The organism is Serratia sp. (in: enterobacteria) (assembly GCF_046715635.1).
Taxonomy (GTDB): domain Bacteria; phylum Pseudomonadota; class Gammaproteobacteria; order Enterobacterales; family Enterobacteriaceae; genus Chania.
Genome location: NZ_JBKJYW010000092.1, coordinates 1 through 26843, shown reverse-complemented (window position 1 = coordinate 26843; position 26843 = coordinate 1). Strand labels below are relative to the sequence as shown.

General features: G+C 54.5%; 14 protein-coding genes. 6 read left to right on the top strand and 8 right to left on the bottom strand.

Annotated features, from left to right (window positions below; all coding sequences use genetic code 11):
• Window positions 1-28 precede the first annotated feature (28 nt).
• The 7 genes from ACLQ7H_RS04470 to ACLQ7H_RS04440 form a co-directional block, all read right to left on the bottom strand.
• Window positions 29-2083: an SWIM zinc finger family protein gene (locus tag ACLQ7H_RS04470; protein ID WP_411751628.1), complete on the bottom strand. Its 2055-nt coding sequence runs from the start codon at window positions 2081-2083 to the stop codon at window positions 29-31.
• A complete protein-coding gene (locus ACLQ7H_RS04465) occupies window positions 2080-3204 on the bottom strand; it encodes a VWA domain-containing protein (protein ID WP_411751627.1) in 1125 nt (374 codons plus the stop codon). Before ACLQ7H_RS04465 ends, ACLQ7H_RS04470 begins: the two co-directional genes overlap by 4 nt.
• Window positions 3204-5588: a DUF5682 family protein gene (locus tag ACLQ7H_RS04460; RefSeq protein WP_411751626.1), complete on the bottom strand. Its 2385-nt coding sequence runs from the start codon at window positions 5586-5588 to the stop codon at window positions 3204-3206. The genes ACLQ7H_RS04465 and ACLQ7H_RS04460 overlap by 1 nt, the downstream gene beginning before the upstream one ends.
• A gap of 12 nt (window positions 5589-5600) precedes the next feature.
• A complete protein-coding gene (locus ACLQ7H_RS04455) occupies window positions 5601-6707 on the bottom strand; it encodes an ATP-binding protein (protein WP_411751625.1) in 1107 nt (368 codons plus the stop codon).
• A gap of 59 nt (window positions 6708-6766) precedes the next feature.
• On the bottom strand, window positions 6767-10642 hold the full coding sequence (locus tag ACLQ7H_RS04450; protein WP_411751624.1) for a DUF4132 domain-containing protein: 3876 nt from the start codon (window positions 10640-10642) through the stop codon (window positions 6767-6769).
• 131 nt (window positions 10643-10773) lie between these two features.
• Window positions 10774-14616 carry a DUF4132 domain-containing protein gene (locus tag ACLQ7H_RS04445; protein WP_411751623.1) on the bottom strand — a complete coding sequence of 1281 codons (3843 nt, stop codon included), beginning with the start codon at window positions 14614-14616 and terminating at the stop codon, window positions 10774-10776.
• A 160-nt stretch (window positions 14617-14776) separates the two neighbouring features.
• Complete coding sequence (locus ACLQ7H_RS04440) at window positions 14777-16198, bottom strand: MFS transporter (RefSeq protein ID WP_411751622.1); 1422 nt, start codon at window positions 16196-16198, stop codon at window positions 14777-14779.
• Between the two features lie 291 nt (window positions 16199-16489).
• On the opposite strand from ACLQ7H_RS04440, the gene ACLQ7H_RS04435 reads away from it, so the two are divergent.
• From ACLQ7H_RS04435 to ACLQ7H_RS04420, 4 genes are all read left to right on the top strand, one after another.
• Complete coding sequence (locus ACLQ7H_RS04435) at window positions 16490-17851, top strand: MFS transporter (RefSeq protein WP_411751621.1); 1362 nt, start codon at window positions 16490-16492, stop codon at window positions 17849-17851.
• A 15-nt stretch (window positions 17852-17866) separates the two neighbouring features.
• Window positions 17867-20221 carry a beta-glucosidase family protein gene (locus tag ACLQ7H_RS04430; RefSeq protein WP_411751620.1) on the top strand — a complete coding sequence of 785 codons (2355 nt, stop codon included), beginning with the start codon at window positions 17867-17869 and terminating at the stop codon, window positions 20219-20221.
• 216 nt (window positions 20222-20437) lie between these two features.
• Window positions 20438-21412 (top strand): helix-turn-helix domain-containing protein, encoded by a 975-nt coding sequence (locus ACLQ7H_RS04425; RefSeq protein WP_411751619.1) that lies wholly within the window; start codon window positions 20438-20440, stop codon window positions 21410-21412.
• Between the two features lie 111 nt (window positions 21413-21523).
• Window positions 21524-23029, top strand: coding sequence for a Na+/H+ antiporter NhaC family protein (locus ACLQ7H_RS04420; RefSeq protein ID WP_411751618.1), 1506 nt, complete (start codon window positions 21524-21526; stop codon window positions 23027-23029).
• Here ACLQ7H_RS04420 and ACLQ7H_RS04415 read toward each other — a convergent pair.
• On the bottom strand, window positions 22991-23959 hold the full coding sequence (locus ACLQ7H_RS04415) for an acyltransferase family protein (protein WP_411751617.1): 969 nt from the start codon (window positions 23957-23959) through the stop codon (window positions 22991-22993). The genes ACLQ7H_RS04420 and ACLQ7H_RS04415 overlap by 39 nt on opposite strands.
• 577 nt (window positions 23960-24536) lie before the next feature.
• On the opposite strand from ACLQ7H_RS04415, the gene ACLQ7H_RS04410 reads away from it, so the two are divergent.
• Together ACLQ7H_RS04410 and ACLQ7H_RS04405 are read left to right on the top strand one after the other, a co-directional pair.
• On the top strand, window positions 24537-26057 hold the full coding sequence (locus tag ACLQ7H_RS04410; protein ID WP_411751616.1) for an amino acid permease: 1521 nt from the start codon (window positions 24537-24539) through the stop codon (window positions 26055-26057).
• A gap of 15 nt (window positions 26058-26072) precedes the next feature.
• Window positions 26073-26843: arginine deiminase family protein (locus ACLQ7H_RS04405; RefSeq protein ID WP_411751615.1), on the top strand; the 771-nt coding region annotated here is incomplete at its 3' end.

Here is a 26843-nt window from a genome sequence, read left to right as displayed (position 1 = left end):
TGCATAGCCAACACGTTGGCTATGCTTTTCAATGAATCTCCCGGTCTTTCACCAGGCGCAGCGTTTGATAAAGCATCATCAACCGGTGGACTAATTCCGTGTGGTTGTTGGAGCGAATGCGCTCGGGTAACTCATTTAACCCTGCCGACAGTTGCACCAGGCCATAGCCCTTTAGCGCCTCGGCCAGGATTTCCACCCGCTCAATCCCACGCCCTCCTTGATGCCGGATCCCCTGCTGTAACCACTGAGCCAGCAACGTTTCGGTTTCCGCCAATGCTTGCTGCATGCCTGAGCGCTGTTGCAGATCGGCCTGGCGCTCCATCGGGAAAGGCTCAGCCTCATCGGCACACAGCGAGAATATCTGGGTGTCACTGGCTACGGCCAATGGCTCGATAAACAGCTTGCCGGATTCGATCTTCACCCTGCCTGAAATCAACCGTGGCGGCGTGGCTGGCGTGAGCATTGCCCTGGCCAAGACCTCGATAGCCTGAGGCGCTGCACCCTCATAATTTAGTGACACCGTCACCAAATGTTCATCACGATCCCCTCCGCTTAAGAGCTCAATCTGCAGGCACTGCAAGGCCGGGTCCCAGCACCAGTCAAGCACCTCGCTAACCGGTATGATATGCAACTGTTCGATCGGCTGTCTGGGGCGCACAAAATCCGGCAATGCCTGCTGGAGATGACGTTTCAGCGCTGCGGCATCAGGCTGCCTGAGCGGTTCCCCCAATAGCTCCCACGCACGGGAAGAGAGCGGCAATACGCTGGTATATTGCTTACCGCTGGCAATGTCTAACGCCCCGTTTGCCCGGCGCTTGGCGGCATTGGTGATCACCTGGCAGGCAGCCAGTTTTTTTACCGGGTGGCCGGCAATCCTGCGGCTGCCGATCGGCGTCGCCACGCCTTGTGGATCACTATTTTTAGGCCACTGGCGTTCAATCACCATCAGCGCCTGGGAGTCAGGGTCGGTGTAGATCAGATCCACCCCTTCCTGCTGCTCGTCGGCCCAATAACGCGCGCCGAGTGAAACCAGCTTCAGATGTTCCAGCTGGATCTCACCTTTAACCCCCAGACCAAGAATTTCTGCCGCCGGAAGGCGTGGTAAGGTTTGCTGCTGCGCCTGTTGGTCCATGCATCTGGCCGCCACTAACCGGGCAGAAAGCCCAGTGATGCGCTGCAAGAACTCGACCGGATGATAGCGGCTTGAACGATTATGTTGATCGGCCATCCCTTGCTGAATATCCGCCAGGCTTTCGCTAACCCAGCGCCACTGAAGCTGCTGGGCATGGCGACTCACTTCTGCCATCAGCGGTTTGATGGCCGTATCCGGCTGGCTGCTGCCGTCTGACCACAGCTTGAGCAGCAATTTATCCAATGAAGTTTGTAATAACACCGCCTCTGGCTGGTCGAATAAAGCATTTGTCAGCACCTGTTCGCCGTCGGGCAAGCGGATTTGCAGCGTTAACTGCTCGAAGTCCGGCTGGCTGAGTTCGGCCTGCTCAAAACCCCAGACCGCCATGACAATATGTTCGCAAATCGTCTCCTGAATACAGTCACAGCGTGCATGGGCCAGGCTGCTGCGGGAGAAAAACCGCACGTCACACATCGGTAAACGCGCTGACGGAGTGGCTTGCGCCCCGCTGCCTTTACTCAATTGCACCACGACTCTGCCCTGGATCAGCTTTTTAGCCCGGCTAATGACCGAGAGCGGCACATCCCCAAGCTGCTGGCTAAATCTGGCCGGTGACCAGCCCGGTGCTGGTTCTTGCGGCTGAGTATCTTCAGTTGCCGGAGTCTCCCCAGTGGCATGTAACGCCTGATAGGCCAACACCAGCGTAACCCGATGGCGGCACATGCTGCTGGCCGGGCAGCTACAGGTCGCATCCCGCAAGGTTTTGCCTGGCGGAAAAGTGACTTGGTTGCCGTCGCTGAATTTGGCCTCAACACAGCCGTCATCACGCTCTGTCACCTCAGGCAGCTTTCCTTCGGCGACCTCTTTCTGCGCGCGCTTGACGAAGCCCGCGTTGCTTAACGCCATCAGCGCTTCCGGCGTGAGTTCGAGTAAATCGGAACGTTGAGTCATCCTTGTACCTTTTCAGCCAGCCAGGCCGCCAGTTCGCCGGGCGTCATGGCACCAATCTGCGCGCCGACCGCGACCAGTCGGTTAGCCATATCTCGATCGTATTGTGGGTTGGCCTGATGATCCAACGCCGCCAGCCCTAGCACTTTGGCCCCGGCCTGAACGCAGGTACGCACCCGCCGGACCAGTTCGCCTTCGCTGCCGCCCTCAAAGAAATCGCTCAGCACCACCACGATCGTACGCTGGGGATTGGTGATGCAGGACTGGGCATAGCCCACCGCCTTGGCGATATCGGTGCCGCCACCTAGCTGCACCTTCATCAGCAGCTCAACCGGATCGCTGACGTCTGCGGTCAAGTCCACCACGGCGGTATCAAAGGCGACCAGCCGGGTTTGCATGCCTGGTAAATTCCACAGGCAGGCCGCCATCACTGCAGCATGGATCACCGAATCCACCATCGAGCCACTCTGGTCGACCAGCAGGATGATGTCCCAACGTTCACTATGGCGTTTAACCCGGCTCATAAACGCCGGGGTTTCGATAAACAGCTTGCCGTACTGCGGGCTCCAGCGGTGCAGGTTATCGGCAACGGTGCGTTTAAAATCAAAGTTACGCGCCACCTTGACCTGCGAGGGGCGGCGCCGGTCACGGCTGCCGGAAAATGACTGACGCACGTCACGCGCCAGGCGTTCCATGATCCGCCGAACCACTTCCGCCACCAACCGACGTGCGGCGGCCAACACCTGCGGGTTCATCAAATGTTTGGTATGTAACACCGCTTTCAGTAACGCTTCCGAGGGTTCAATGCGTTCCAGCACTTCAAAATTGGTGACTACATCGTCAATGCCGTAGCGCTCAACCGCATCCACTTCCAGCCGTTCGATCACCTCTTTTGGGAACAACTGGTGAATTTCATTAATCCACTCTGGCGTGGTCAGGTTGGATTTACCCAGGCTGGCTCCGCGTTCACCACGGGCTAAACGCTCCGGATCCCGGCCATACAGCCATTCCAGGGCGCTATCGACGGAGCGATAGCGATCGTCTAATTCACCCAACGAGGCTTCAGCGGCTTCGCCTAACAGCAAGCGCCAGCGCTGTAACTCTGGTGATAGTGGATGCGCCATTATATCAGCCCCCATTGGCCAAGGATTGCCAGTGCCCGCTTTTCTGCCTGCTGCATAGCGGCAATCTCCTGAGGTGCTGCGGCAGTCATTTCGCGATTTAACGACGAAACCGGTAAATGGCCCGCCTGATGCAGCTCCAGTATCTGGCGGGCAAACTCACCGCGTTCCCTTGGAGGCAACCATGCAAACGCGCCACGCATCGCGGGCAAGGCGAGCAGGAAGTCTTCGTCGTCCAGTGCGGTAACCAACTGGTTCAGCCCGTCAACAAAGGTTAAATCCTGGGTCAACTGGTGGCGCGCCAACGCAATCAATCCGCTGAGCGCATCGCCCATTTTATTGGCTGCCAGGGTAGCCAGCAGCGCTAGCGGCTGTGTCATCAGCGATGCGGTATCAGGCTGGGTGTCGTTCAGGCTGAGTAATGCGCCCAGTGCCGCACCACGGCTTAGCGGATCGGCATCGGTAGACAAGGCTTTTCTTTGCCAAACGGTGAGCGCGCGATCGGCTTCCAGCGCGGGAAATAACGTATTGCGGTCGGCATCAGGCAGCGCGAGCAGATCACGCGTCACCAAGCGGATCGCCTGAAATGCCGCAATGTGCCGATGGCTGTCGGCGGGATTCACGCTGCCATAGCTTTCACATAGCCATAGCGCACGGTCGAAGGTTATCTGGATCACCGTCAACAAGATCGGCGATCCTTGCATACCCACGCTTTCACCGTGCCGATAGAGCGTGTGGGCCGCTTCCAGCGCCAAGCCCAGGTCTTCAAAGCTCCCTTCCTGCCCCACTGCTTCAGTGAGTTGTTCGACTACCCGGCTGCTGAAATCCGCCAGCCCGGCCAACGCCGCCTGATTCAGTAAGTTAACCAGCGCTACCACGACTCCCTGGCTACCGTGCAGCTCCAGCAAGGCTTCTTCCAGTTTGGCCAATGCTGCATCGGCCAACGTAGCGCCATAGGAAGCCGCTTCAATCAGCGCAGCAAGCTGCTCAAGAGGGGTTCGAAGCTGCCAGTGCTCGCTCATTTCGCCCGACATCGCCTGCCCAACGCCCTTCAGGCAGTGGATGCCCGGGATCGCCAATATCGCTAACTGATGTAAGGCTCTGCTGCGCTGGCGATCCGCTGGTTTAAGCAGGTTGAGTTTGACCTCTGAGGGAAGGGTTATCGCCAACCGCTCTAATTCAAGCTCCAACGAAATCAACAAGGGTGGGCGTGGCGTATTGGCCGCCAGTTTACCGTGAGACTCCCCGGCCAATACCGCCATCATCTGCACCAGGATGGGTTCGGTTCCTGGCCGTAAAGGCCCGCGATAGGTCCACGGCAGCGGAACATCCATCGCCTCTTTCACCAGCGAACCGGCCATGGCATCCAGCCAGTCATTACGCAGTGGCAACTGGTGGCCCCGCAGCCGCGCAAGTGCCTGAACCCGTAGATATACCGCGCCCATGTCGGCGGTAGACGCCGGTAGGTTAAGCTTGCGCAGCCGTTCGAGTATGCGCTGGAAAGCATATAGCCCGGCCTGCTCCAAGCCAAATTCCCACACCCACTGTTGGAACGCCGGTGACGGCATACCGGAAGCATAGCCGGTAAACGCATCCAGCCGTTTATAGCTGTAAGGCACCAAATAAGAGCCGGTGGTGTATTGAGTGCCGTCTTGATGATCGTCAAAACATTGGCTTAAAGAGGGTTGGTCAGGCTCATGCCCTTCACTGGGAAGGCTTTGCCACAGCTTCATCAAGGCTGGCGCGTGATAGCCGCCACACACCACTAAAACGGCACCGTCCCGTTGATCCATGGCCCAGCGGATCCAGCGGGCCATCATGGTTTCACGATCCTGATTGCCTTGCGAGCCGGGAACCTCTCCGCGCAGCCGTTCGAAATAGTGGCTGAGACGTTGTCCCAGCTCCTGCACATCGCATTGATCTTCGAATAATCGATCCCAAAGCGCATCGCGCCCCTGAATGCCCAGTTCCAGGCTCAGTGCTTGTTCAAAATCCTCTGCCCGTTGCTGCTGTTCGGCATCCGCCAAATCGGCGTAACGGTTGGCAATATCGGCAAACGCAGCATGCCAGGCTGGCAGATCCATAAAGCGTATTTCCGCCTTGATCGCTCGCGCCTGTTGCAGCGCCTGCCACTCAGGGGAATGTTCGGCAAACGGTGACCAGGAACCTCTGCGCATGCCCTGCCCAGGCTGTTGCGGTACGCCATAACTGTAGATTGCCATCGGCAACTGATGGGGCAAAAACAGCTCATCGAGCCGGGAGTTGAAGTCCATCGGCCCTTCTATCAGCACGTAGCGAGGCTTCAGGGCGTTAATTCTCGCCGCCACCAGTCGGGCGCAGGCCGGACTGTGGTGGCGGATGCCGATGATTTCCGGTGATTTATTCATTACGCAGCGCCTTTAAGGCAAACGGTGTCTGGCTTGGTAATAGGCTCGCCAGTGATTGCCGGGCTTTTTCGCGACCTTCTGCTCAAAATAGCGTCTGAGCTTTGCCCGATCGTCCGCATTGTCTTTGACTATCGTCCCGGCGATACACTCCACCAGATCGGCGGGCTCCCCGCTGCGCTGTTCAAGAAACCATGCCCGCACCCCTACCGCATGGGCCACGTTCACCGCCTCGGCGGTCGACATCACGGCGGTTAACCGATCCATAGCGCTGTCGCCCCCGCCTTTACCTGCCGATTTTTCACCGCCGCGCAGATCGCGGAAGGTGGTGACCAGCAGTTCTAGCACTTCAACGGGAACGGTATGAGGAATGGCGCTCTTTGCCAACAGACGGCTAGAGGCCGTGGCCACCAAGTCCAGCTCCTGTTGGAAATCCATAATTGGAAACACGGTCTCAAAATCAAAGCGACGCTTCAGGGCGGTACTCATTTCGTTGACACCGCGGTCACGGGTGTTGGCGGTGCCGATAATGTTGAACCCTTCCTGCGCATACAGCAGGTTATGGTCATCATTCAGCTCGGGGATGGTCATTACCCGATCGGACAACATGCCCAGCAGGCAGTCCTGCACTTCCAGCGGCGCACGAGTGATCTCTTCAAAACGCACGATTTTGCCGTCGCGCATGCCCTGATAAAGCGGTGCCGGAACCAGCGCTTTCAGCGAGGGCCCCTCATTGATCAGCAAGGCGTAGTTCCATGAATACTTGATCTGATCTTCGGTAATCGATGCCCCACCCTGGATCGTCAGGCTGGAGGTGCCAGAGATGGCGGTCGCCAGCAGTTCAGACAGCATCGATTTGGCAGTGCCCGGCTCACCGACCAACATCAGGCCGCGGCCAGTCGCCAGCGTGACCAGCATCCGCTCAATCGAGGCCACGTCAGCGACAATTTTGCGCTCAATGCCTAACTTTTCATCACCCAGAATAAAGCGCCGGGCGGCATTCAGGCTCAGTGCCCAGCCCGGTGGGCGCGGTTGGTTATCCAATTCTGCCAACAGGGCAAGCTGTTCGGCATATTGAACTTCCGCGGGTGGCCGCTGCATTTTTTGTTGTTGTTCAGACATAGGGATGGATTCTCTTGGTAGGCGGTAAGATCCCGACTTGCGTCGGGATCCAGGCTAGCTTAGGCGCGCAGGGCTTCCATATCGCGGATCAGTTCGCTGATGACGATATCATCCACAAGGGTGAACGGTTTGCGTTCTTCGGTGCGCTGCCAGTAATACTGGCCGTCGTCGATCACCACCGTCTCCAGCGTCTGTTCAGGATACTCATCGACCATGCCCACGATAATGCAGGGTTCAAACGTCAGGCTAAACCCTAGCTTGTGGTCGATAGGTTTGATGAAGTCCAGGATCGCGCCGCCGTCCTGGGCATCACCACGGCGCCAGCCTTTGTTAACCAGACCAAGAATACGGCCGGTGGGGACTACGGCCCCTTTCCAGCGCAGCAGTTCACGGCTTTCCCGTTCTTGTTCGGTCAGGCTGTAAGTATCGCGGCCCAGCTGCACGAACGGTTGCAACAGTTCATAATCGGCAAACAGTTGGCCAAAGCCTGCCGCCTGGTGCTCAGGCAACTCTAACGCGTGCGGAATACCAATGCGTACGTTATCGCCCAGCGGCAAGGTGTATTCGTCATCTTCTGCTGTGGTCAGGCTGCCGTCTTCGGCAACGCGGAAACAGTCCACCAATTTGCCGCCGTGAGCCGATGCATCGTCCACCAGATACACGCCCCAAGCCAGGCGTTGCACCAAGTGGCGTACCAACGGATGGCGTACCAAGAACAGCTCGAACAGTTCGGGGGTCCAGCGGCGGCGCTGGCACATAGCAATTTCCAGGCGCACTACTTGCTGGGCAGCCACGGTGCGGGCATCCTTTTTCAGCAGCTTGAAGATGTTCACCGCTTCATTGGCCAGCTCCTGATTGTCGGTCATTTTCGGCTTTGGCAGATCTTTCAGGCGGGTGCCATCCTTATCACGCACGAAGGGCTTCAGGGTTTCATCGAAGCTGACGGTAAACTGGCGATCGCCGAAATCCAGCCGCAGCGAGCCGTTTTCATCCAGCCCCAAATCCGGCGCTAAACGGTCTTCCAACTCCTCAATGGTTAACTCACGGGCTGCGGCAATGGCCGCTATCTTTTCCCGTGCCCGGTCCTGCAAGCCTTTAAATTTAACCTTCTGCGCGATGCCGTTCAGCAGCATCAGCGCCACGTCGGAACCGATCTGATTGAGCACTTCCAGGCCGTTAACCGCCCGCTGGTGCTGAGCTTCTCCCGGCCAGGCGCGAATAAACGGCGTGAGCTTGCGTGCGGTATCATCGGTACCAAACAGGCCCAAAGACGAAAATGCCCATCCCTCTTTTGACGGCGCCGCAGCAAATAACCATGCCGAGAACATATCCCAGGCTAAGTCCGCCAGCGAGTCTGGATCACAAGCCTGTTTTACCTGATTGATCCCTTCATACAGCCCCTCACTGACCGGGAAGCGCAGCATGGTACCCAAGTGTTCCAGCGCGCTGTCCGGTAAGGCTTGGTTACTGGCCTTGAGTCGCGGACGCCGCCAGCCTGCGGGCTGATAAAAGTCAGGAGATTTGCTGATTTTACTCGGGAAGCGATCGAGTGGATCTTCATCCAGCATAGCGCGTAGTGCGTCGATAACCTCTGGATCGCCGTAAGCCTCACCGGTCTGCATAATCAACGCTTCGTGCCCCTGCGTGGCCAGCATCCGTAACGCCGAGGTGGCACAATCTTTGGCTTCCCCTTTCTTGCCTAATGCCGCAGGGATCAGGCCGATAGCGCTGTGATGCGGATACTTGCACAGCCACTGTTGGGCTTCACTACGCAACGTTTTCAGCTTGAGGTAGGCACGGGCGATCAGCGGGGCCAATTCGCTGGCCCCCACGTGGCCCCAGACATTGGTCAGTTCTGTTGGGCGAGAGCGCACCGCGTTGATCAGGCCAGGTAGCGCCGCGTCACCAAATTTGGCCACCATATACTCCTCACCGCTGCATTGGTGAGTAGATAAACTGTTCCATAAGGCCAGCGCCATTTCATCGGGCAACAGCGAGGTAAAACGCATACTAAAGTTTGACCAACTGGTCTGCGCCAGCTGAACTTTCCAGGCATCAATCAAGCCCTGCGTATCCCGGTTTCTGATGGCCACGGCTGCCGTTTCGTTTTGGCTCTTCCTGTTACCTGATTGATAAATCTGGAAACCCAGTTCATTGGCCAGCGTGTTCATATTTTTTGCGGCCGCCTGATAGCGTTTTTCTTCCCAGCCATTTAGCGCTAACCACTGTTTTTTCTGTTCATCGGTTAAACCGAATACCGGTGCCAGCATCCGTGGCTCAAGCGTCAGGACTGCCGCTTCACGTTTTTTCTTTTTCTGTAACCAAGGCGGACTGACCAGTACCAGGGGTAAATCAGCCTCATCGGCTAATTCAACCGGGCCAGATACGCGAGCAATTAAATCTTGTACCTGGGCTTGTGCTGCCCCACTCATCCAAGGCAGTAACTGAGCCACTTGTTGAGGATTGGCCAGCAGCAGATTGCTTAAGCAAGCGCTCAGCATGCCGCTGTCTTTGTTGTTAGAGGCCAACAGCTCGGCAAGCGCCGGGATCGAGGCCAGCGGCCAGCGGTGCGCGGCGTCGATAAACCGGGTCAGAAAAGCTTTACCCTGACCGGAAACCTGCGCCAGTGCGGTGATCGCCGCTGGCGTGCCAATACAGGCCAGAGCATCACCGGTAAGGGTTATTTCAGGTTGGTAGGCCAGGATCGGTACCGCGTTAACGCCGCGTTCTGCAATCAGCGTGGCGAGACTAAATTCACTGTTAAGCAATGCCCCGTGTCGATAGACAGAACGGCTCATTGCGCCTAGTGCCTTCAGAACCGCCTCGTCGGTGGCGACCAACTGTAGCCATGGCGTGACGTCATTAACCCCTTGTTGGATCAACTCACTCGCTAACCGGTTGGCAATATCTGGGCGCTCAGGCAATAACAAAGCAATCAACGGCTGGCGGCTGACATGCAGCTGCGGCAAGCCCGCGATCAATTTATCCACGCAAATCTGCCATTCGGCCTCATCAGCACAAGACAGGAACTTACGGAAATGCAGCTCAGCACAGCTATAGGGACACATCCACGAACTGCTTAGCGGTTGTTCGATATCTTCATTGAGGTAGTAGCTTTGCTTTTGCGCTGCGCGATCCCAGTTGGCTTCAACGCAAATCCCCTGCGCCAGTAACAGCACATCAATCGCATACGGCAATCCCTTTCTGGCCACTAAAAAATCGGTAATATCTGCCGTTCCTTCACCGTTATACCGGTGACCACCGACATTACTCGCCAGGGCAAACAACACCGCATCTGACTCGATGGGACCGTCCATCTGCTGATCGGCCAGCCGTTGCCAGCTTGCCACGTAGTTCTGGCATAATCCCGCAGAGGTCGAGTTAAAGTCAGCCAGGATACTGTCGTTTTTATACAACATGTTGCGAAGCCTGATCCAACTCTGCTTATCGTTCAGCTCCGGCTTTTCACCCGGATGGGCGCGGTTGGTCAATGCCTGAACGCTTAAATCTTTCGGTAAGGTGATCGGTTCACCGTTGGCTAACCACGGCGGCGTTTCGCCAGCAGGTTTGGCGATGTCTGAAGAGGCAACGGATTGTGAGAGTATGGTGGCAGCAGAGACCTGAGGCGCGCTTGCTGTTGGGGTATCGCTTATTGGCGCAGCGCGAGGTTTTTCTGCGGGTTCGACCTGCGGTTTTGGCGCGGTGGCACCAATGGTGGCATTTTCATCACCGGCAATTTCAACGTAGCCTTTACCTGTTTTCTCTTTCACCAGTTTAGTCATGGCAGCCGAGGCCTTGGCGTCGTTATCAAAACTCTTGGTCTGACTTTGCCCTTGCGTTCCAATCTTGCCCCAGCGCAGGTTTAAATCACTGTCCGCCTGCTCGATTTGCCAAAATTTGTTTGATTTATCATCTTTGAATTCGAAATGACGCACCGCTGTCTCCCTGGAGATCAATTATCCATAAAATAACGCGTGGGATTAAGTTATCAGATATTTAGGCTATGAATAGAGGGGCTGCATGGAATTTGGGAAAAACGCCATGCAGCTGCGTGCGGCAGCGGGGCCTAAGCTCGTAGGGCTTCCATATCGCGGATCAGTTCACTTAATACAATATCATCCACAAGGGTGAACGATTTGCCCTCTTCGGCCCTCTTCCAGAACCACTGACCATCGTCGATCACCACGGACTCCAGCGTCTGTTGAGGATATTCGCCGCCCATGCCGACGAGCATCCCGGGTTCAAAGGCTAAGCTGAAGCCTAACATGTGGTCGATGGGTTTGATGAAGTCCATCACCATACCGCGCCCCTGTGATTTACCACGGCGCCAACCTTTATTTACCAGCCCAAGAATACGGCTTGTTGGTACCACCTCACCTTTCCAGCGCAACAGCTCACGGCTTTCTCGTTCTTGCTCGGTGAGACTGTAGACATCTCGACCTAGCTGGGCAAACGGTTGTAGCAGTTCGTAATCGGCAAATAGTTGGCCGAAACCTGCCGACTGTTCAGCGGACAGCTCCAGCGTATGGGGAATACCAACGCGCACGTTGTCGCCCAGCGGCAAGGCGTATTCGTTATCTTCTGCCGTCGTCAGGCCGCCGTCTTCAGCAACGCGGAAACAGTTCACTAACTTGCCGCCGTGAGAAGACTCATCGTCCACCAAATACACGGCCCAGACCAGCCGCTGCACCAAGTGACGAAGCAGCGGATGGCGCATTAAAAGCAGGTCGAACAGCTCGGGAGTCCAGCGGCGGCGGTGGCACATGGCAATCTCCAGGCGTACGAGCTGCTGAGCGGCAACGGTACGGGCGTCTTTTTTCAGCAGCTTGAAGAGGCTAACCGCTTCATTGGCCAGCTCCTGATTGTCGGTCTTTTTCGGCATGGGCAAATCTTTCAAACGCATGCCGTCCATGTCGCGCACAAACGGTTTCAAGGTTTCATCGAAGCTGACGGTAAAATGGCGTTCTCCGAAATCGAGCCGCAGGGAGCCATATTCATCCAGACCTAAATCCGGAGCTATACGGTCTCCCAACTCTTCAACGGTTAACTCACGGGTCTCGGCTATCGCCGCTATTTTTTCCTGCGCCCGGTCCTGCAAGGCTCTGAACTTGACCTTTTGCGCGATGCCGTTCAGCATCATCAGCGCCACGTCGGAACCGATCATATTTAGCACCTCCAGGCCGTTAACCGCCCGCTGATGCTGGGCTTCCCCCGGCCAGGCACGGATAAACGGCGTGAGCTTACGTGCCGTATCATCGGTGCCAAACAGGCCTAGCGTCATAAATGCCCAGCCCTCTTTGGATGGCGCCGCGGCATATTGCCATGCCGAGAACAGATCCCAGGCAAAGTCCGCCAGTGAATCCCTGTCACACACTTGCCTGACCAGATTGATCCCTTCATATAGGTTATCGCTCATAGGGAAGCGCAGCATGGTACCCAAATGTTCCAGCGCACTGTCCGGTAAGGCTTTGTTGTTCTGTTTAAGGATTGGACGACGCCAACCAGCGGGTTGGTAAAAGTGAGGCGCTTGACTGATTTTACTCGGGAAACGGTCAAGGAGATCTTCGTCCAACATATCGCGCAGCGCATCGATAACCTTTGGATCGCCGTAGGCCTCACCGGCTTGCATAATCAACGCTTCGTGGCCTTGATTAGCCAACAGGCGTAACGCCAACATTGCACAATCCTGAGCTTCAGATTTTTTGCCTAATGCCGCTGGGAGCAGGCCGATAACGCTATGATGCGGATATTGGTAGAGCCATTGCAGGGTTTCACTGCGTAACTTTTTACGCTTGAGGAAAGCGCGAACGATAATCGGAGCCAGTTCGCTGGCACCAACATGCTGCCATACAGGGTTCAATTCTGCTGGTCTGGCACGCACTGCGTTGATCAGCCCAGGCACTGCCGCTTCACCAAATCTGGCCACCATATAGCTCTCACCACGACATGGATAAGCAGATAAACCGTTCCATAAGGCGAGCGCCATCTCATCGGGTAACCACCAGGTCGATTCCATATTAAAATCATACCCACTGTATTGAGCAACACGAGACATCCATGCGTCAATCAGGCCCTGTGTATCCTGGTTTTTGATAGCAGTGACTGCCGTCTCGTCGTCGTAACTGAAACCAAAATTGTACGCCAGGGTGTTGGCCTCTATTTTGGCATTCTGCTCGGCTGACTCAGCCAACCGACCAAGCCACTGTTCTTTCACTGCATCGGGCAAATCAACAATAGGTGCCAGCGTAAGTGGGGCAAGCGTCAGAATGGCGGCCTGGCGTTTTTTCTTTTTCTGCAGCCAGGGAGGGTTGACCAATACGCCGGGTAATTCAGCCTCATCAGCCAGTTCGATCGGGCCCGATATGCGGGCAATCAAATCCTGTACCTCTGTTTGCGCCGCCTCGCTCATCCACGGCAGTAACTGAGCCACCTGTTCCGGGTTTGCCAACAACAGATTGCTTAAGCAGGCACTCAGCATGTCGCTGTCTTGATGATCACTGGCCAACAGTTCAGCAATCGCCGGGATTGATGCCAGCGGCCAGCGGTGCGCAGCGTCAATAAAGCGGGACTGACTAGTTCTTTGCCCCGCAGCCGTCGCAAGTGCGGTAATAGCCTGTGGAGTACCAATATGGGCCAATGCATCGCCACAAACCTCCATTTCGGGCTGGCAGGCCAGGATCGGCACCGCGTTAAGGCCGCGCTCGGCAATGAGCGTGGCGACGCCAAACTCACAGTCCAAGAGATTATTTCTAGGGACCCATCGGTTTAATTCTCCAAGCGACTGTAAAACAACCTCATCGCTGGCAACCAGTTGTAGCCATGTGATTACGGACTCATCGCCCCGTTGAATCAACTCATTAGCTAAGCGGTTGGCGACATCCGGACGTTCAGGCAGCAGTAAAGCAACCAACGGCTGGCGGCTGACATGTAATCGAGATATGCCCGCAATCAGCTTCTCCGCGCAAATTTGCCACTCGGCCTCATCGGCCCAAGACAGGTATTTACGGAAATACAGTTCAGGCCAGCTATAGGGACCTCGCGACGAACTGTTTAGTGGTTCTCTAACTTCTTCATTTAAATAATAGTGCTCTTCGAAGGTTGAATATTCCCTGCAAGTTTCAACGTTAATTCCCTGCGCCAATAACAGAACGTCAATCGCATAGGGCAGCCCCTTTCTGGCCACCAGAAATTCGGTAATATCTTGCGTATTATCCGTGGCGTACTGTTGATTGTTAATACACACGGCCAGCGCAAATAGCACCGCATCTGACTCGATGGTGCTGTCCATCTGCCGATCGGTCAACCTTTGCCTGCAGGCAACATAAGCTTGGCGTAATCCCACGGAGGTTTCGTTAACGTTTGGCTGTACCGCGTCGTTTATATTCAGCCGATCACAAACTCGCCGCCAACTCTGTTCGTCATTTAGCGGCGGTTTTTCACCCGGATGGTTGCGGCTGGATAACGCCTGAACGCTTATAGCTTGCGGTAAGGATATGGGGTTTCCGTTGGCTAACCACGGCGGCGTTTCGCCAGCAGGCTTGGCCACTGAGATGACGGAACGAGCAAGTATGCTTGCAGCAGATACCTGCTGCGTGTTTGCTGTTGGAGTATCACCAATAGGTGCTGCGCTGTTTTTGACAGCAGTTTTAACCGGTTTTGTTTTAGGCATTGGTGGAGGAGCACCAATGGTGGCATTTTCATCAACGCCGATTTCAACGTAACCTTTACCGGTTTTCTCTTTTACCAGTTTAGCCATAGCAGCCAAGGCCTTGGCTTCATTATCAAAACGCTTGGTTTGACCTTGCCCGTGCGTACCAATCTTGCCCCAGCGCAGGTTTAAATCACTGTCTGACTGCTCGATTTGCCAAAATTTGTTTGATTTATCATCGTTGAATTCGAAATGACGCACCTCTGTCTCCCTCGAGGATCGATTATCCATAAAATAACGTATGAGATTAATCTATCAGATATTTTATTTTGCGGCAGGTGAATGCATGTAATATGCGGAAATTTCACGCAGTTGCGCGCATTCCCTAGTCTACTGGATGGCAACAGCATCTGTGACAACGTCACTCATATGCAGCGGGCTTCCCCCTGCGATAAAACTGGCTACACAGTGCCATCAACAACCCTAGTCCCGCTAAAACGGCTGCCACCAAATAGGTCAGTTGCAGACCGGTCGCACTACCTAAACGCATATTGCTAGCTGATGAGGCCAAAGCAAATATGCCGCCCATGGCGGAAGCCCCGATGATAAAGCCAAGGTTGCGCGCCAGATTTAGCAGGCCAGAAGCGACCCCACGCCGCTCGACGCCAACCTGTTTGATCACCGCCGTGTTGTTGGCCGCCTGAAATAAAGCATAGCCTGCGGTGATCAGGCAGATCGGCAAGATATAGCCCAAAACGCCCTGCGCGGGTGACATCATCGACAAGGCTAATGCCCCCAAGCAGACTCCCAGTAATCCCAGGCTAATCATCTGCGGTGCCCCGAAGCGATCGACTAGATATCCCGATGGTACGCCCGCCAATGCGGCGATCAGCGGCCCGGCGGACATTGCCAAGCCAACCTGCTGTGGCGCTAAGCTTAGCCCGTGCGCAAGATAGAACGGCCCCACTACGAAGGACGTCATGATCACCGTACTCACCAGCATATTGGTTAGCAGGCCGCTGCTCAGGATTGGCTGGCGCAGCATAGCCAGTTGGAGCAACGGGTTTGCTACCTTTCTCTCAACCCAGACGAAGGCACTGGCCGCTACGACTGTCCCCAGCAGCAACAGGCTATTGAGCGAACCGAAATGGCCGTGCCCTAGCGTCATGGCAAGCGAAAATAGCGCCAGGGTCAAACCGAGCAAGACCATTCCGACGAAATCAAAACCCCCCTGTTTCGTTACCCGCTGCGGATCGGTTTTCGGTAGATAGCGATAAATGTAAAACAGCGCGACGCTCCCCAACGGCAGGTTGATCAGGAAAATTGACTGCCAGCCAAAGCCGGCAATCAATACGCCACCCAGCGTAGGGCCAAGCGCGGTTCCCACTGCGGATAAGGTCCCGAGCAGCCCCATCGCCCGTCCGACCTTCTCCTTGCTGATGGTTTCGCCAACTAGCGCCAAAGTAATGGTCATCATCACCGCGCCCCCTAGCCCTTGCACCACGCGGGCCGCAATCAGCCACCAGAGGGTCGGAGCGACAGCACAACCCAACGAGGCGAACATAAACAGGCCGAGTCCGGCCAGTAACAGCGTGCGGCAGCTGATGATATCCCCCAACCGCCCGACGCCCACAATCAGCGTGGTGATTGCCAGCAGATAGGCGATCACCACCCACTGCACATCTTGAAACGTAGCGCCGAATACCTGCGCTAATGTGGGTAGGCTGACGTTGGTGATGCTGCTGCCCAAAGAGGAAAGCAGCGTTGGCAAGGCCAGGCTGATTAGCCCACCACGCAGGACTGATGGTGACAGAGATAGGACGTTTGGTGCGTCGGTTTTCATGGTGAGTAGGCTTCTGAATAAATTTTCAGTCAGCCTAAGGCAAACCATGATATGGCGGAAGACGCAGGGTATGCAGTTTATAAGTGCACCAAACGCCATATGTGAGAGCAAGCGGTTATGCGGGCGCAGCATGCAGCGCCCCTACGGGCGAACATACCTGTGAGCTTTCTCACAACTCCGTAACAAAGCCGGGCTTGAGCAAAAAATAGGAACTGTATAAACAACGGCTGGCAAGCCACCCTTGGCGCTCCCGGTATACTCAAGGCGAATCAACCTGAATGAGTAAGCAGAATGAAAACAACAGAAATCGCCTCAGACAGCTATGTGAAGGTCGGCATACGGGAAAAGATAGGCTACGGCTTCGGCGATCTGGCCTCCAACCTGTCGTTTGGCTTTGTCTCCCTGTTCCTACTGTTTTTTTATACCAATATTTATGGCATCAGCGCGGTACAGGCGAGCCTGATCTTTGTCATTGCCAGGGTGCTGGATGCGATATTTAACATCTTTGTCGGTTACTTTATCGACAAGACTCAAACCCGGCACGGCAAGTTGCGTCCTTACCTGCTGTACGGCGCGGTGCCTTTGGGGATCTTGACCGTGCTGTGTTTCAGCACCTTCGACAGCGACTATAAATTTTATTACGCACTGATCACCTACACCATCTACTGTCTGGCCTACACGGCGGTCAATACGCCCTATTCTGCCATGACCAATATGTTGACCCAGCACGAAGGTTCGCGGGCTTCGCTGTCGGTTTATCGCTTTGTGTTGGCCATCGTGGGTTACTTGATCGTCTCGACCACTGCCGACCTGCTGATTTCACAGTTCACCGATCAGAAGATGGGTTATGTGTTTGCCGTCAGCTGCTTTAGCCTGTTAGCCACCTTCTTCTTCCTGGCCTGCTTTGGCATGACCAAAGAGCGGGTGAAAAGCCTGCCAGATCAAAAGGCACCCACGCTAAAAGAGATGATCACCGCCGTTTCCGGCAACCTGCCGTTAATCCATCTTTCTCTGTTCACGGTATTTTTCTATATCGCCTATACGGTATGGATGGCCATTGCGATCTACTTCATCAAATACACCCTGGGTGATGAAAGCTTTACCGCCAAATTCTTCATGATCCAATCTGCGGCCTATGTGGCGGGTACGGTGATTTCCGAAAAGCTCATCAGCCTGATGGGCAAAAAGAAAATGGTCCTGTTGGGGCTGCTGATCGGCATTGTCGGCTTGTTGTTCCAATATTTCCTGGCGGGCGATGACGCCTACCTGATTATGACCGGCGTTTGCCTGTACAGCATTACTCTGGGGATGGGCTTTGTCGCGATGTGGTCGATGATTGCCGATACCGTCGAGTATGCCGAATGGAAACACGGTGTGCGTACCGAAGGGGCAATTTACGGCTTCTTCAATTTCATCACCAAAATTGCCATGGCGATCGGTGGCGGCTGTGCCGGGTTGATGCTCGATTACTTTGACTATTCGTCTGAGCATATCAGCGCCAACGCGCTCAACGGCATCAATATGATGATGACGCTGTTCCCTGGCCTGATGTTTGCCCTGGGTATGCTGTTTATCTTCTTCTACAAGCTGGATGAGCACACCTACCGAAATATCATCAAAGACATTGAATTGCGCAAAGCTAGCGCACAGTAACCAGCAGGTATCGACATGAAAAAAGATTTCCACGCCATCATTGCCGCCATGACTGTTGAAGAGAAAGTGGCGCTGCTCAGCGGTAGCGGCTTGTGGCGCACGGCCAGCTTCCCGCTGCAGGGTATTAGCGACATTGTGATGACGGATGGCACCTACGGCGTCCGTTACAGTACCAGCCAGATCGAACAAGGGGAAAACTGGCACATTAGCGATTTTCTCGCCGTGATTGGCCAAAGCGCAGGCGAGGTGGAGCAGGAAGAACAAAAAGGCGGTTCTGAGGCGCTGTTCAGCAAATCCAAACCGGCCACCTGCTTCCCGAATGGTTCAACCCTGGCCTGTAGCTGGGATGTGGATCTGGTGTACCAAATGGGCGAAGCGTTGGCCAGAGAGTGCCAGGAGATGGGCGTCGGCATTCTGCTTGGGCCGGGGATCAATATTCGCCGCACGCCTTTGGCAGGCCGTGGCTATGAATATTACTCGGAAGATCCGGTGGTCAGCGGCGACGTTGCCGCAGCCTTAATCAACGGGTTGCAGGACGGTGGCGTGGGTGCCAGCCTGAAGCACTTTGCTGCCAATAACTCGGAATACCGCCGTACCGAGATGGATTCGGTGGTGGAAGAACGGGCGCTGCGCGAGATTTACCTCTCGGGATTCAAGCGAGCGATCGACAAATCCAACCCCTGGACGGTGATGTCGTCGTACAACCGACTCAATGGCGTGCAAACGTCGCAACACCACTGGCTACTGACCGAGGTGCTGCGCAATGAGTGGGGCTATGACGGACTGGTGATGTCCGACTGGTACGGCATTAAAGATCGCCCTGCTTCCTTGCTGGCGGGTAACGATCTGGCCATGCCGGAAACCCAGCGTGATAAACAGGAGTTGTTGCAGGCGATCGAGCGCGGAGAGATCCCGGCAGAGGTTCTCGATACGGCTTGCTTGCGGATGTTAACCCTGATCGACAAGGTGCAGCGTCACCGTAAGCCGGGTACCAAGGCCGATTACCCGCAACATCATCGGTTGGCACAGCAACTGGCCGCCGAATCGATAGTGTTATTGAAAAACGAAGGCAATATCCTGCCGCTGCAAGCCGGCAAGAAAACCACCATCGCCGTATTGGGTAAACCGGCGCAGGAGCCGGTGATACAAGGCTCGGGCTGTGCTACCACCGTGCCTTACATGCTCGATCGTCCGCTGGATGAAATTTTCGAGGTAGCCGGTAGCGACTTCCAGATCGGCTATGCCGTCGGCACTCCGAATGATAATCACGTCGACCCGCAAGCGCAGGCAGAGGCGGTTGAGTTAGCCAGCAAGGCCGACGTTGCCGTGGTGTTCGTCAGCACCGCTATTGGCGAAGATGGCGAAAACGGCGATCGCCGGGATCTGAATATTTTGCCTAGCCATGAAGCGCTGATCCGTGCGGTAGCCAAACGACAGCCCAATGTGGTGGTGGTATTGGCTAACAGCGATGCGGTAGTGATGCCTTGGCTATCAGATTGCAAAGCCCTGCTGGAGACCTTCTTTGCAGGCCAGGGCATGGGCCGCGCGGTGGCGGACATTCTCTTTGGCCGGGCCAATCCCTGTGGCAAGCTGACGGTCACGGTACCTAATACGCTGGAAGAAACTCCGGCCTGGCTCGATTACCCAGGGGAAAACCTGCGTCATCACTACAGCGAAGGGCTATATGTAGGTTATCGCTACTACGACCGACGTAAGCTGACGCCGCAGTTCCCGTTCGGTTTTGGCCTGAGCTATAGCCAGTTTAGCTATGCCAAGCTGACAACCTCGGCCACGGAACTTGAAGAAGGCCAGCCTTTAACCGTTAGCGTTGAGGTGACCAACTGCGGCGATCGTGCCGGCAAAGAGATCGTGCAGCTTTACCTTACGGCGCCCCAGGGGGATCTGGCACGTGAAGCCCTGGCGTTGAAAGCCTTCACCAAAGTGCACCTTGAGGCGGGCGAAAGCAAAACGGTGACCATGGAGCTGGATTGGCAAGATTTTGCCTGTTTCCATCCAGGCATGGCCGGTTGGGTGGTCGCTCCTGGCGAATATCAACTTCACGTGGCGCACTCTTCGCGGGATATTGCGCTGAGCACGGTGGTCAAGCTGTGCGCCAAGCCCTATTATTTACCGCTTAAGGTGGACAATTCGCTGCAGCAGTTGATCGCTACCCCGCCGGCTTTTGACCGCGTGGTGAGGTTATTGGTCAGCAAAAACGGTTTGCCGGAGGCGATAATGCGCGAAAAGCTCATTGCGATTGCCCCGGATCTGTTCTGTGGCCTGTTTATCGCCCTGACGGAGTTCCTGGCGATTGATATTACTCAGCAGGAGTTGATTGCTGCATTAGCGGAGCCTGCTGGGAGCTATTGAGCCGCTGGCCCCTCACCCCAACCCTCTCCCACAGGGAGAGGGAGCTGGTACGGGGATGTGGATAAGTACGTAATTCAATTTGCGGCATTTTAAATCTGGGCATAGGTATAAAGTTGTAGCACGGACAGTCCCCTCTCCTTGGGGAGAGGGTTAGGGTGAGGGAGCAAGATCCCACAGCCGAATTTTCATAACCAACCTCAGGGGATTAATAGGCCGATGTTTCCTTTCTCTGTTACGCGACAACCCAGGCCGCAATCCCACCGTCAGGCGGAAGCCGCGATCCATGAAGGCAGCGGCTATGAGCTGATCTCGTTTGACGCCGAAAAGCTCAACGTCTTCGCCGCAGAGGTTTACTACTGCGAGCCCCATTGGCACTCGGCCCCGGAGCTGATCTGCATCTTGTCCGGCGAGTTTTCTGTGACCCTCGGCCATGCCACCTCGGTGGCCAGCGCGGGCAGCATGCTGTATATCAACCCGGACGAAATTCATTCCCTTGAGGCTCGAACGCCAAATAGCCAACTGCTGACCATCCAGTTCTCACCCCATCTGTTTGATGAAACCCATCCGGCCCCGCTGATGTTTAATCAGGGCGATCGCGCAACCAAGCAGCAGATTAGCAACGCCGTGATTGCTCTGCTTGATAACCTGATCGCCGCACAACCCTCGTTTACCCGCATTGCCCTGGTGTATCACCTGTTGGGTTCGCTCGCCGCCGCAGCGTCAAACCAAGCTGACCAACAGCAAGTCAGCGTCAGGAAAAAAGACCAACAGTTGGTCAAATACGGCATTGAGTTTATCAACCAGCATTTTGACGATGAACTCAACCTGGCCACCATTGCCGATCACGCTGGCGTCAGCTACCACCACTTTTCCCGCCTTTTCAAAAAGATCAGCGGCTACAACTTCAAAGAATATCTGACCATGATCAGGATTAATAAGGCCAAACTGCTGCTGAAAGACACCAATATCCCGATCACCGATATCAGCTACACCTGCGGTTTCAGCGGCCACAAACAGCTGATTTTTGCCTTTAACAAATATTGCCGCATGACACCCACCGAGTTCAGAAAAAGTTATCTTAGCGCCCTCAATTCGGCGGCAGAGCTGCAAATCATGACCGATTTCCGCTGTCTGCCACTGGATCGGCAGATCGTTGAACGCTTACAGGGCTTCAACAGCGACCCGCAATAGTGAAAATAATCATTGCCCTATGCCGCCTATGGCTATACTTACCGCAGTAGCTACCGCAGGTATCACCGTTGCCTGACCCCTCCTGTCTTAACTGTCTGTGGAGCCGTGCCCATGAGCAAACCAGCTAAAACTCCCCGCCCTGTTAAAGCCCCAAGCTATCTGGATGCTCTACTGCCAATAGTCACGCTGATTTTGCTGGTTGGATCTTCCGTTGCTCTGTTTGGACTTGAAGCCGTCAACGGCCCTTTGCAGGTGGCTATCATCCTCAGCACCATGATCACGGCAATGGTCATCCTGAAGAATGGTCATAGCTGGGAGGAGGTTTCCGAGTCCGGCCGCAAAGGTATTGCCACCATCTCGGGGGCCATTTTTATCCTGTTTTCCGTCGGGGCGTTGATTGGCACCTGGAACATGTCCGGCACCATTCCTACCATGGTGTATTACGGCATTATTATGATCACCCCCAACTGGTTCTATCCGATAGCCTTTTTGGTCTGCGTTGGCGTCTCTTTAAGTATTGGCAGTTCCTGGACCACGGCGGGCACCTTGGGGGTCGGATTGGTCGGGCTGGCCAATATGCTGGGGTTATCACCTGAAATTACGGCTGGAGCCGTGATTTCCGGGGCTTATGTCGGTGACAAGATCTCGCCGCTGTCTGAAAGTACCGTATTGGCCGCTCAGCTCAACGGCGTCGAATTGTATAAACATATTCGCGTCCAGCTTTGGACCACCGTTCCGGCGGCGGTTATTGCCCTGATTGCTTTTATCCTGTTAGGGCTAAATCAGCACAGCGCCTTTGATGCCACCGTCACCAACAACGAGCTGACTCGCTTTAACGAACTGTTCCACATCACGCCGTGGAACCTGTTGCCGCTGCTTTTCCTGTTGGCATTATCGGTCGCCAAGGTGCCAGCTCCTTTGGCCATCATGTGTTCGGCCTTGCTGGCGGGGATCATGACGTCCTTCATGCAACCGCAGGTGATCGACCGCTTTATTGTCGAGCCCGATCTTGCCAGCCCGCTGTTGGCCATCAAGGCGGCCTGGCTGGCGATGGCGACCGGTTTCCAGGAGAACTCCGGTATCGAGCAGATCGACGCCCTGCTGTCACGCGGCGGTATGGACAGCATGTTGCTGACGATCTGGCTGATCATCGGGGCGGTGACGTTTGGCATTATGGTGGATGATTTCGGCCTGCTGAACAAACTGGTCACGCCGCTGCTGCTGCGGGCCAGAACCGTAGGCAAGCTATTTACCTCGGTGGTTGCTACCGCAATTGGGCTGAATATTGCCGCGGGCGATCAATACATTGCGCTGCTGCTCCCTACTCGGCTGTACCGTGCCGAATTTGCCAAGCGAGGGCTGGCGCCAGAGAACCTGTCGCGCATCGTTTCGGATGCCGGGATTGTCACCTCCCCACTGATCCCCTGGAACTCCTGCGGAGCCTATATGGCTGCGGTGCTCGGTGTCTCGACCATGGCCTACATGCCGTTTGCCATCTTCAATATTGCCGCTCCACTGCTCACTCTGGCACTTGGTATCACCGGTTTTAATGTTCGCCATATCCCGGTGGCTACCCCGTCAGAAGGAGATAATCCGAGCCGAAAAGCGGTTAAGTAGCAATAACCGTGAAACCAATACCGAGGCGACAAAAACCAGGACCAGTAAGGTAAATTTAAGCGTGGCGTCATTGAAGTCATACAGCGTAGTAATGAAATAGAACACGCTGTAGTGAACGATATAAACGCCCACCATCGCCGGGCTGATAAACTCCACGACGCGGGTGAGCAATCGGCTCTTGATGGCGATATTATCAAACAGGATAAACAGCGCCAGGCTAATGCCCAGCAAGTGCAGGTGCTCCAACACGAACCAGCCGGCGACGCTGATCTGGGTATGGGTTGATAGATAAAGCTCGTAGAAATACATGGAGATACCGAGAGGGATCACCAGCAGCCTGGCGGCCCACAGCACGCTAGGTTTTTTGGTGAATCGGCGGCCTGGAGCTTCCCCCAGCACATGACCAATAATGTAGTAGCCACCCCAGATCCAAATAAACGAATAGCTGGAGATAAACAGAGGATCGTCTTGGGTATCCAGCGGACTGAAAATGTCCAGCAAGGCGATAACAGCGACCAATCCGGCAAACACGGCCGCAGTGATTTTCAAATGCTTAATACCCTTAAGGATGATGGGGTAAATTAAATAGATGATCCCCATATTCAATAAGATGCCGTTTTGTAGAATATACCCCTGATGAATGTATTGGGTTTTAATTAAGGATGAAACAATGTTCCAGAAAATCATGATCAGGATAATGGATTTTATTTTAACCACGATGTCCAGCCTGGTGAGTTTCTCTACCTCATCCATGTAACCGATAATGATAAAAAACAACGGTTTGGCAATAATAGACACAAAGTATAATACCCCCATAGTATTAGCATGGAGGAAACACTCGGAAGTGCACATTTGGCTGGTCGAGAAGAAGGTGACGGCGGCAAAACAACTCAAACTCTTTAATGCCTGCTGATTGACACTGTTGATCATAGTTTTTTATCCATCACCGGGCCGGTTGGGACCCACACCTCTGTTTTTTATAAAGATAATCTTAGTACAATAAATTCTCACTGTACAACGCGCAATTTTAACGCCCCGCCTAATTATTAAACAATAATTAGGAATTTCCTGAGAAACTTATGGACAAGCATAGATAGATTAACTACTTTTATGAAATGTCCTTTCCCCATCCCTCAATGAGCCTCGACATGACAAATAAATGATAATACGATTATTTTATATTTTATTGAATTTAAAGGGGAAATTTTAGGTAAAAATCAATTCATCCTGTTCATTCCGCTCGAAGAAAGTAAATATAAATACTTACATCTTATTTTTCTATCTTTAAAGCATTGTTAACCAAGAACATTCCTATCCATGGTTTTTTATTCCGTGCGGAAACGTCATTTCCCCCCGCAGGGAATCAGCTGTGCTGATGTTGCAGGAAAAGTTATTCGCGACAGGAAAATTTTCCGGTTATGACTATGATTTAATCGTAAGTCTGTTGGTAACGTTATCCTTTAATTACGCAATAACTTTATTTGACTCGGTGTCAGTAAGGAAAACCATGACGAGCTCATCAACGAATAAATTGTCCCTATGGTCTCTCACCGCACTGGTAGTGGGCTCCATGATTGGGGCCGGTATATTTTCTTTACCGGCCACCTTTGGGCGCGCTACGGGAGGGTTTGGTGCCATCATCGCCTGGTGTATTGCGGGCGGTGGGATGTTAATGCTGGCCTTTGTATTTCAAACGCTGGCGCAACGTAAACCCGATCTTGACTCCGGTGTGTTTATCTATGCCAAAGCCGGATTCGGTGATTATCTGGGATTTGCCTCTGCACTCGGCTTCTGGGCCGGGACCTGTATCGGTAACGTCTCTTACTTTGTGCTGATCAAATCGACCCTGGGGGCCTTTTTCCCGATATTTGGCGACGGCAATACCATTCCCGCGGTGTTGTTTGCCTCGGTCATTCTTTGGGGATTCCACATTCTGGTACTGCGCGGGGTTAAAAGCGCTGCGGCGATCAACACCATTGCCACCATCGCCAAAATCCTGCCGATCCTCATCTTTATTATTGTGCTGATCTTTGCCTTCAAAAGTGACGTGTTTGCACTCAACTTCTGGGGAACACCAGAGACCGCAGCCTCTTTGGCCAGCGTGGGGGATCTCTCTCATCTTAACGATTACGGCTATGTGGGCCATGCGGCGGCGGCCATCGTCCCTAGCGCGGAACCTGAATCCCTGTTCAGCCAGGTGCGCAGCACCATGCTGGTAACGGTATTCGTATTCCTGGGGATTGAAGGCGCCAGCGTCTATTCCCGCTATGCCAAAGAACGCAGCCACGTGGGGATAGCCACGGTGTTGGGGTTCATCGGGGTGCTGTGCCTGTTGGTGCTGATCACCATGCTGTCTTACGGCGTGCTGCTCCGTCCCGATCTGGCGGCGTTGCGCCAACCGTCGATGGCGGGCGTATTGGAAGCTATCGTGGGGCGCTGGGGGGCGATCTTCATCAGCGTGGGTCTGATTGTTTCGGTACTGGGCGCTTATCTCTCCTGGTCTTTGCTGGCGGCAGAAGTCCTGTTTTCCGCCGCGAAAAGCAAGAGTATGCCGAAGGTGTTCGCCACCGAAAACAGCAATGCGGTTCCCTCTTCTGCCGTCTGGCTGACCAACATCACCATTCAAGTGTTCTTAATCCTGACGCTGTTTAGTGATTACGCCTTCCAACTGGCGCTCGAACTGACCAGTTCCCTGACGCTGATCCCTTATCTGTTGGTGGGTGCCTATGGGCTGAAGCTGGCCATGACCGGCGAAACCTACGAAACCGATAAACGCGATCATAAAAAGGATCTGATCTTCGCGCTGATCGCCACCTTCTACGCACTGCTGATGCTGTACGCGGGTGGTATGAAATATCTGCTGCTCTCCGCCATCATCTATGGCCCTGGCACGGTGCTATACATTATGGCCAAACGTGAACAGCAGGCAAAAGTGTTCACCCCGGCCGAAATGGGGCTCTTTGTAATCGTTATGGTCGCCGCCATTGTAGCAATCTACAGCATTGCCACTGGCGTTATCACAATCTGATCGAGGCAAGACATTATGTCGACTAAAAAAAAGACACAGTCCAAATTTGGTGTTCATTCAGAAGTAGGGAAATTACATAAAGTCATGGTCTGTGCCCCAGGCAAGGCACATAACCGGCTGACACCCAGTAATTGTGATGAGCTGTTGTTCGATGACGTGCTGTGGGTTGAGCGCGCCAAGCGTGACCACTTTGACTTTATGACCAAGATGCGCGAACACGGCGTTGACGTGGTTGAAATGCATAACCTGCTGGCCGAAACCCTGGCGCTGCCCGAAGCCAGAAAGAGGATATTGGATCAGCAGATTGTGCCTAATGAAGTCTCGCTGGGCATTCTGAAAGAAACCCGCAGCTTCCTGGATGGACTGGCACCACGGGCGTTGGCGGAGGTGCTTATCGGTGGCCTTTCCACTACCGAGCTGGCCAAAGAAGGCTATGCCGACCACGAAGAGTTGAAGCTGATCCGCGAAGCGGTGGGCATTACCGAATACCTGCTGCCACCGCTGCCGAATACTCTGTATACCCGTGATACCACCTGCTGGATCTACGGCGGCGTGACCTTGAACCCGCTGTATTGGCCAGCCCGTCACGAAGAAACCATTCTGACCACGGCGATCTATAAGTTCCATCCAGACTTTGGCGAAGCCAATGTTAACGTCTGGTGGGGGGACCCAACGGTGCACCACGGTACCGCCACGCTCGAAGGTGGGGACGTGATGCCGATCGGCAACAAAACGGTGCTGATTGGGATGAGTGAGCGTACTTCGCATCAGGCGATCACCCAGTTG

Coding starts and splice junctions, on each gene's coding strand:
- ACLQ7H_RS04460 (WP_411751626.1), bottom strand. CDS start 5,588: ATGAATAAATCACCGGAAATCATCGGCATCCGCCACCACAGTCCGGCC.
- ACLQ7H_RS04470 (WP_411751628.1), bottom strand. CDS start 2,083: ATGACTCAACGTTCCGATTTACTCGAACTCACGCCGGAAGCGCTGATG.
- ACLQ7H_RS04420 (WP_411751618.1), top strand. CDS start 21,524: ATGAGCAAACCAGCTAAAACTCCCCGCCCTGTTAAAGCCCCAAGCTAT.
- ACLQ7H_RS04465 (WP_411751627.1), bottom strand. CDS start 3,204: ATGGCGCATCCACTATCACCAGAGTTACAGCGCTGGCGCTTGCTGTTA.
- ACLQ7H_RS04430 (WP_411751620.1), top strand. CDS start 17,867: ATGAAAAAAGATTTCCACGCCATCATTGCCGCCATGACTGTTGAAGAG.
- ACLQ7H_RS04415 (WP_411751617.1), bottom strand. CDS start 23,959: ATGATCAACAGTGTCAATCAGCAGGCATTAAAGAGTTTGAGTTGTTTT.
- ACLQ7H_RS04425 (WP_411751619.1), top strand. CDS start 20,438: ATGTTTCCTTTCTCTGTTACGCGACAACCCAGGCCGCAATCCCACCGT.
- ACLQ7H_RS04410 (WP_411751616.1), top strand. CDS start 24,537: ATGACGAGCTCATCAACGAATAAATTGTCCCTATGGTCTCTCACCGCA.
- ACLQ7H_RS04435 (WP_411751621.1), top strand. CDS start 16,490: ATGAAAACAACAGAAATCGCCTCAGACAGCTATGTGAAGGTCGGCATA.
- ACLQ7H_RS04440 (WP_411751622.1), bottom strand. CDS start 16,198: ATGAAAACCGACGCACCAAACGTCCTATCTCTGTCACCATCAGTCCTG.
- ACLQ7H_RS04455 (WP_411751625.1), bottom strand. CDS start 6,707: ATGTCTGAACAACAACAAAAAATGCAGCGGCCACCCGCGGAAGTTCAA.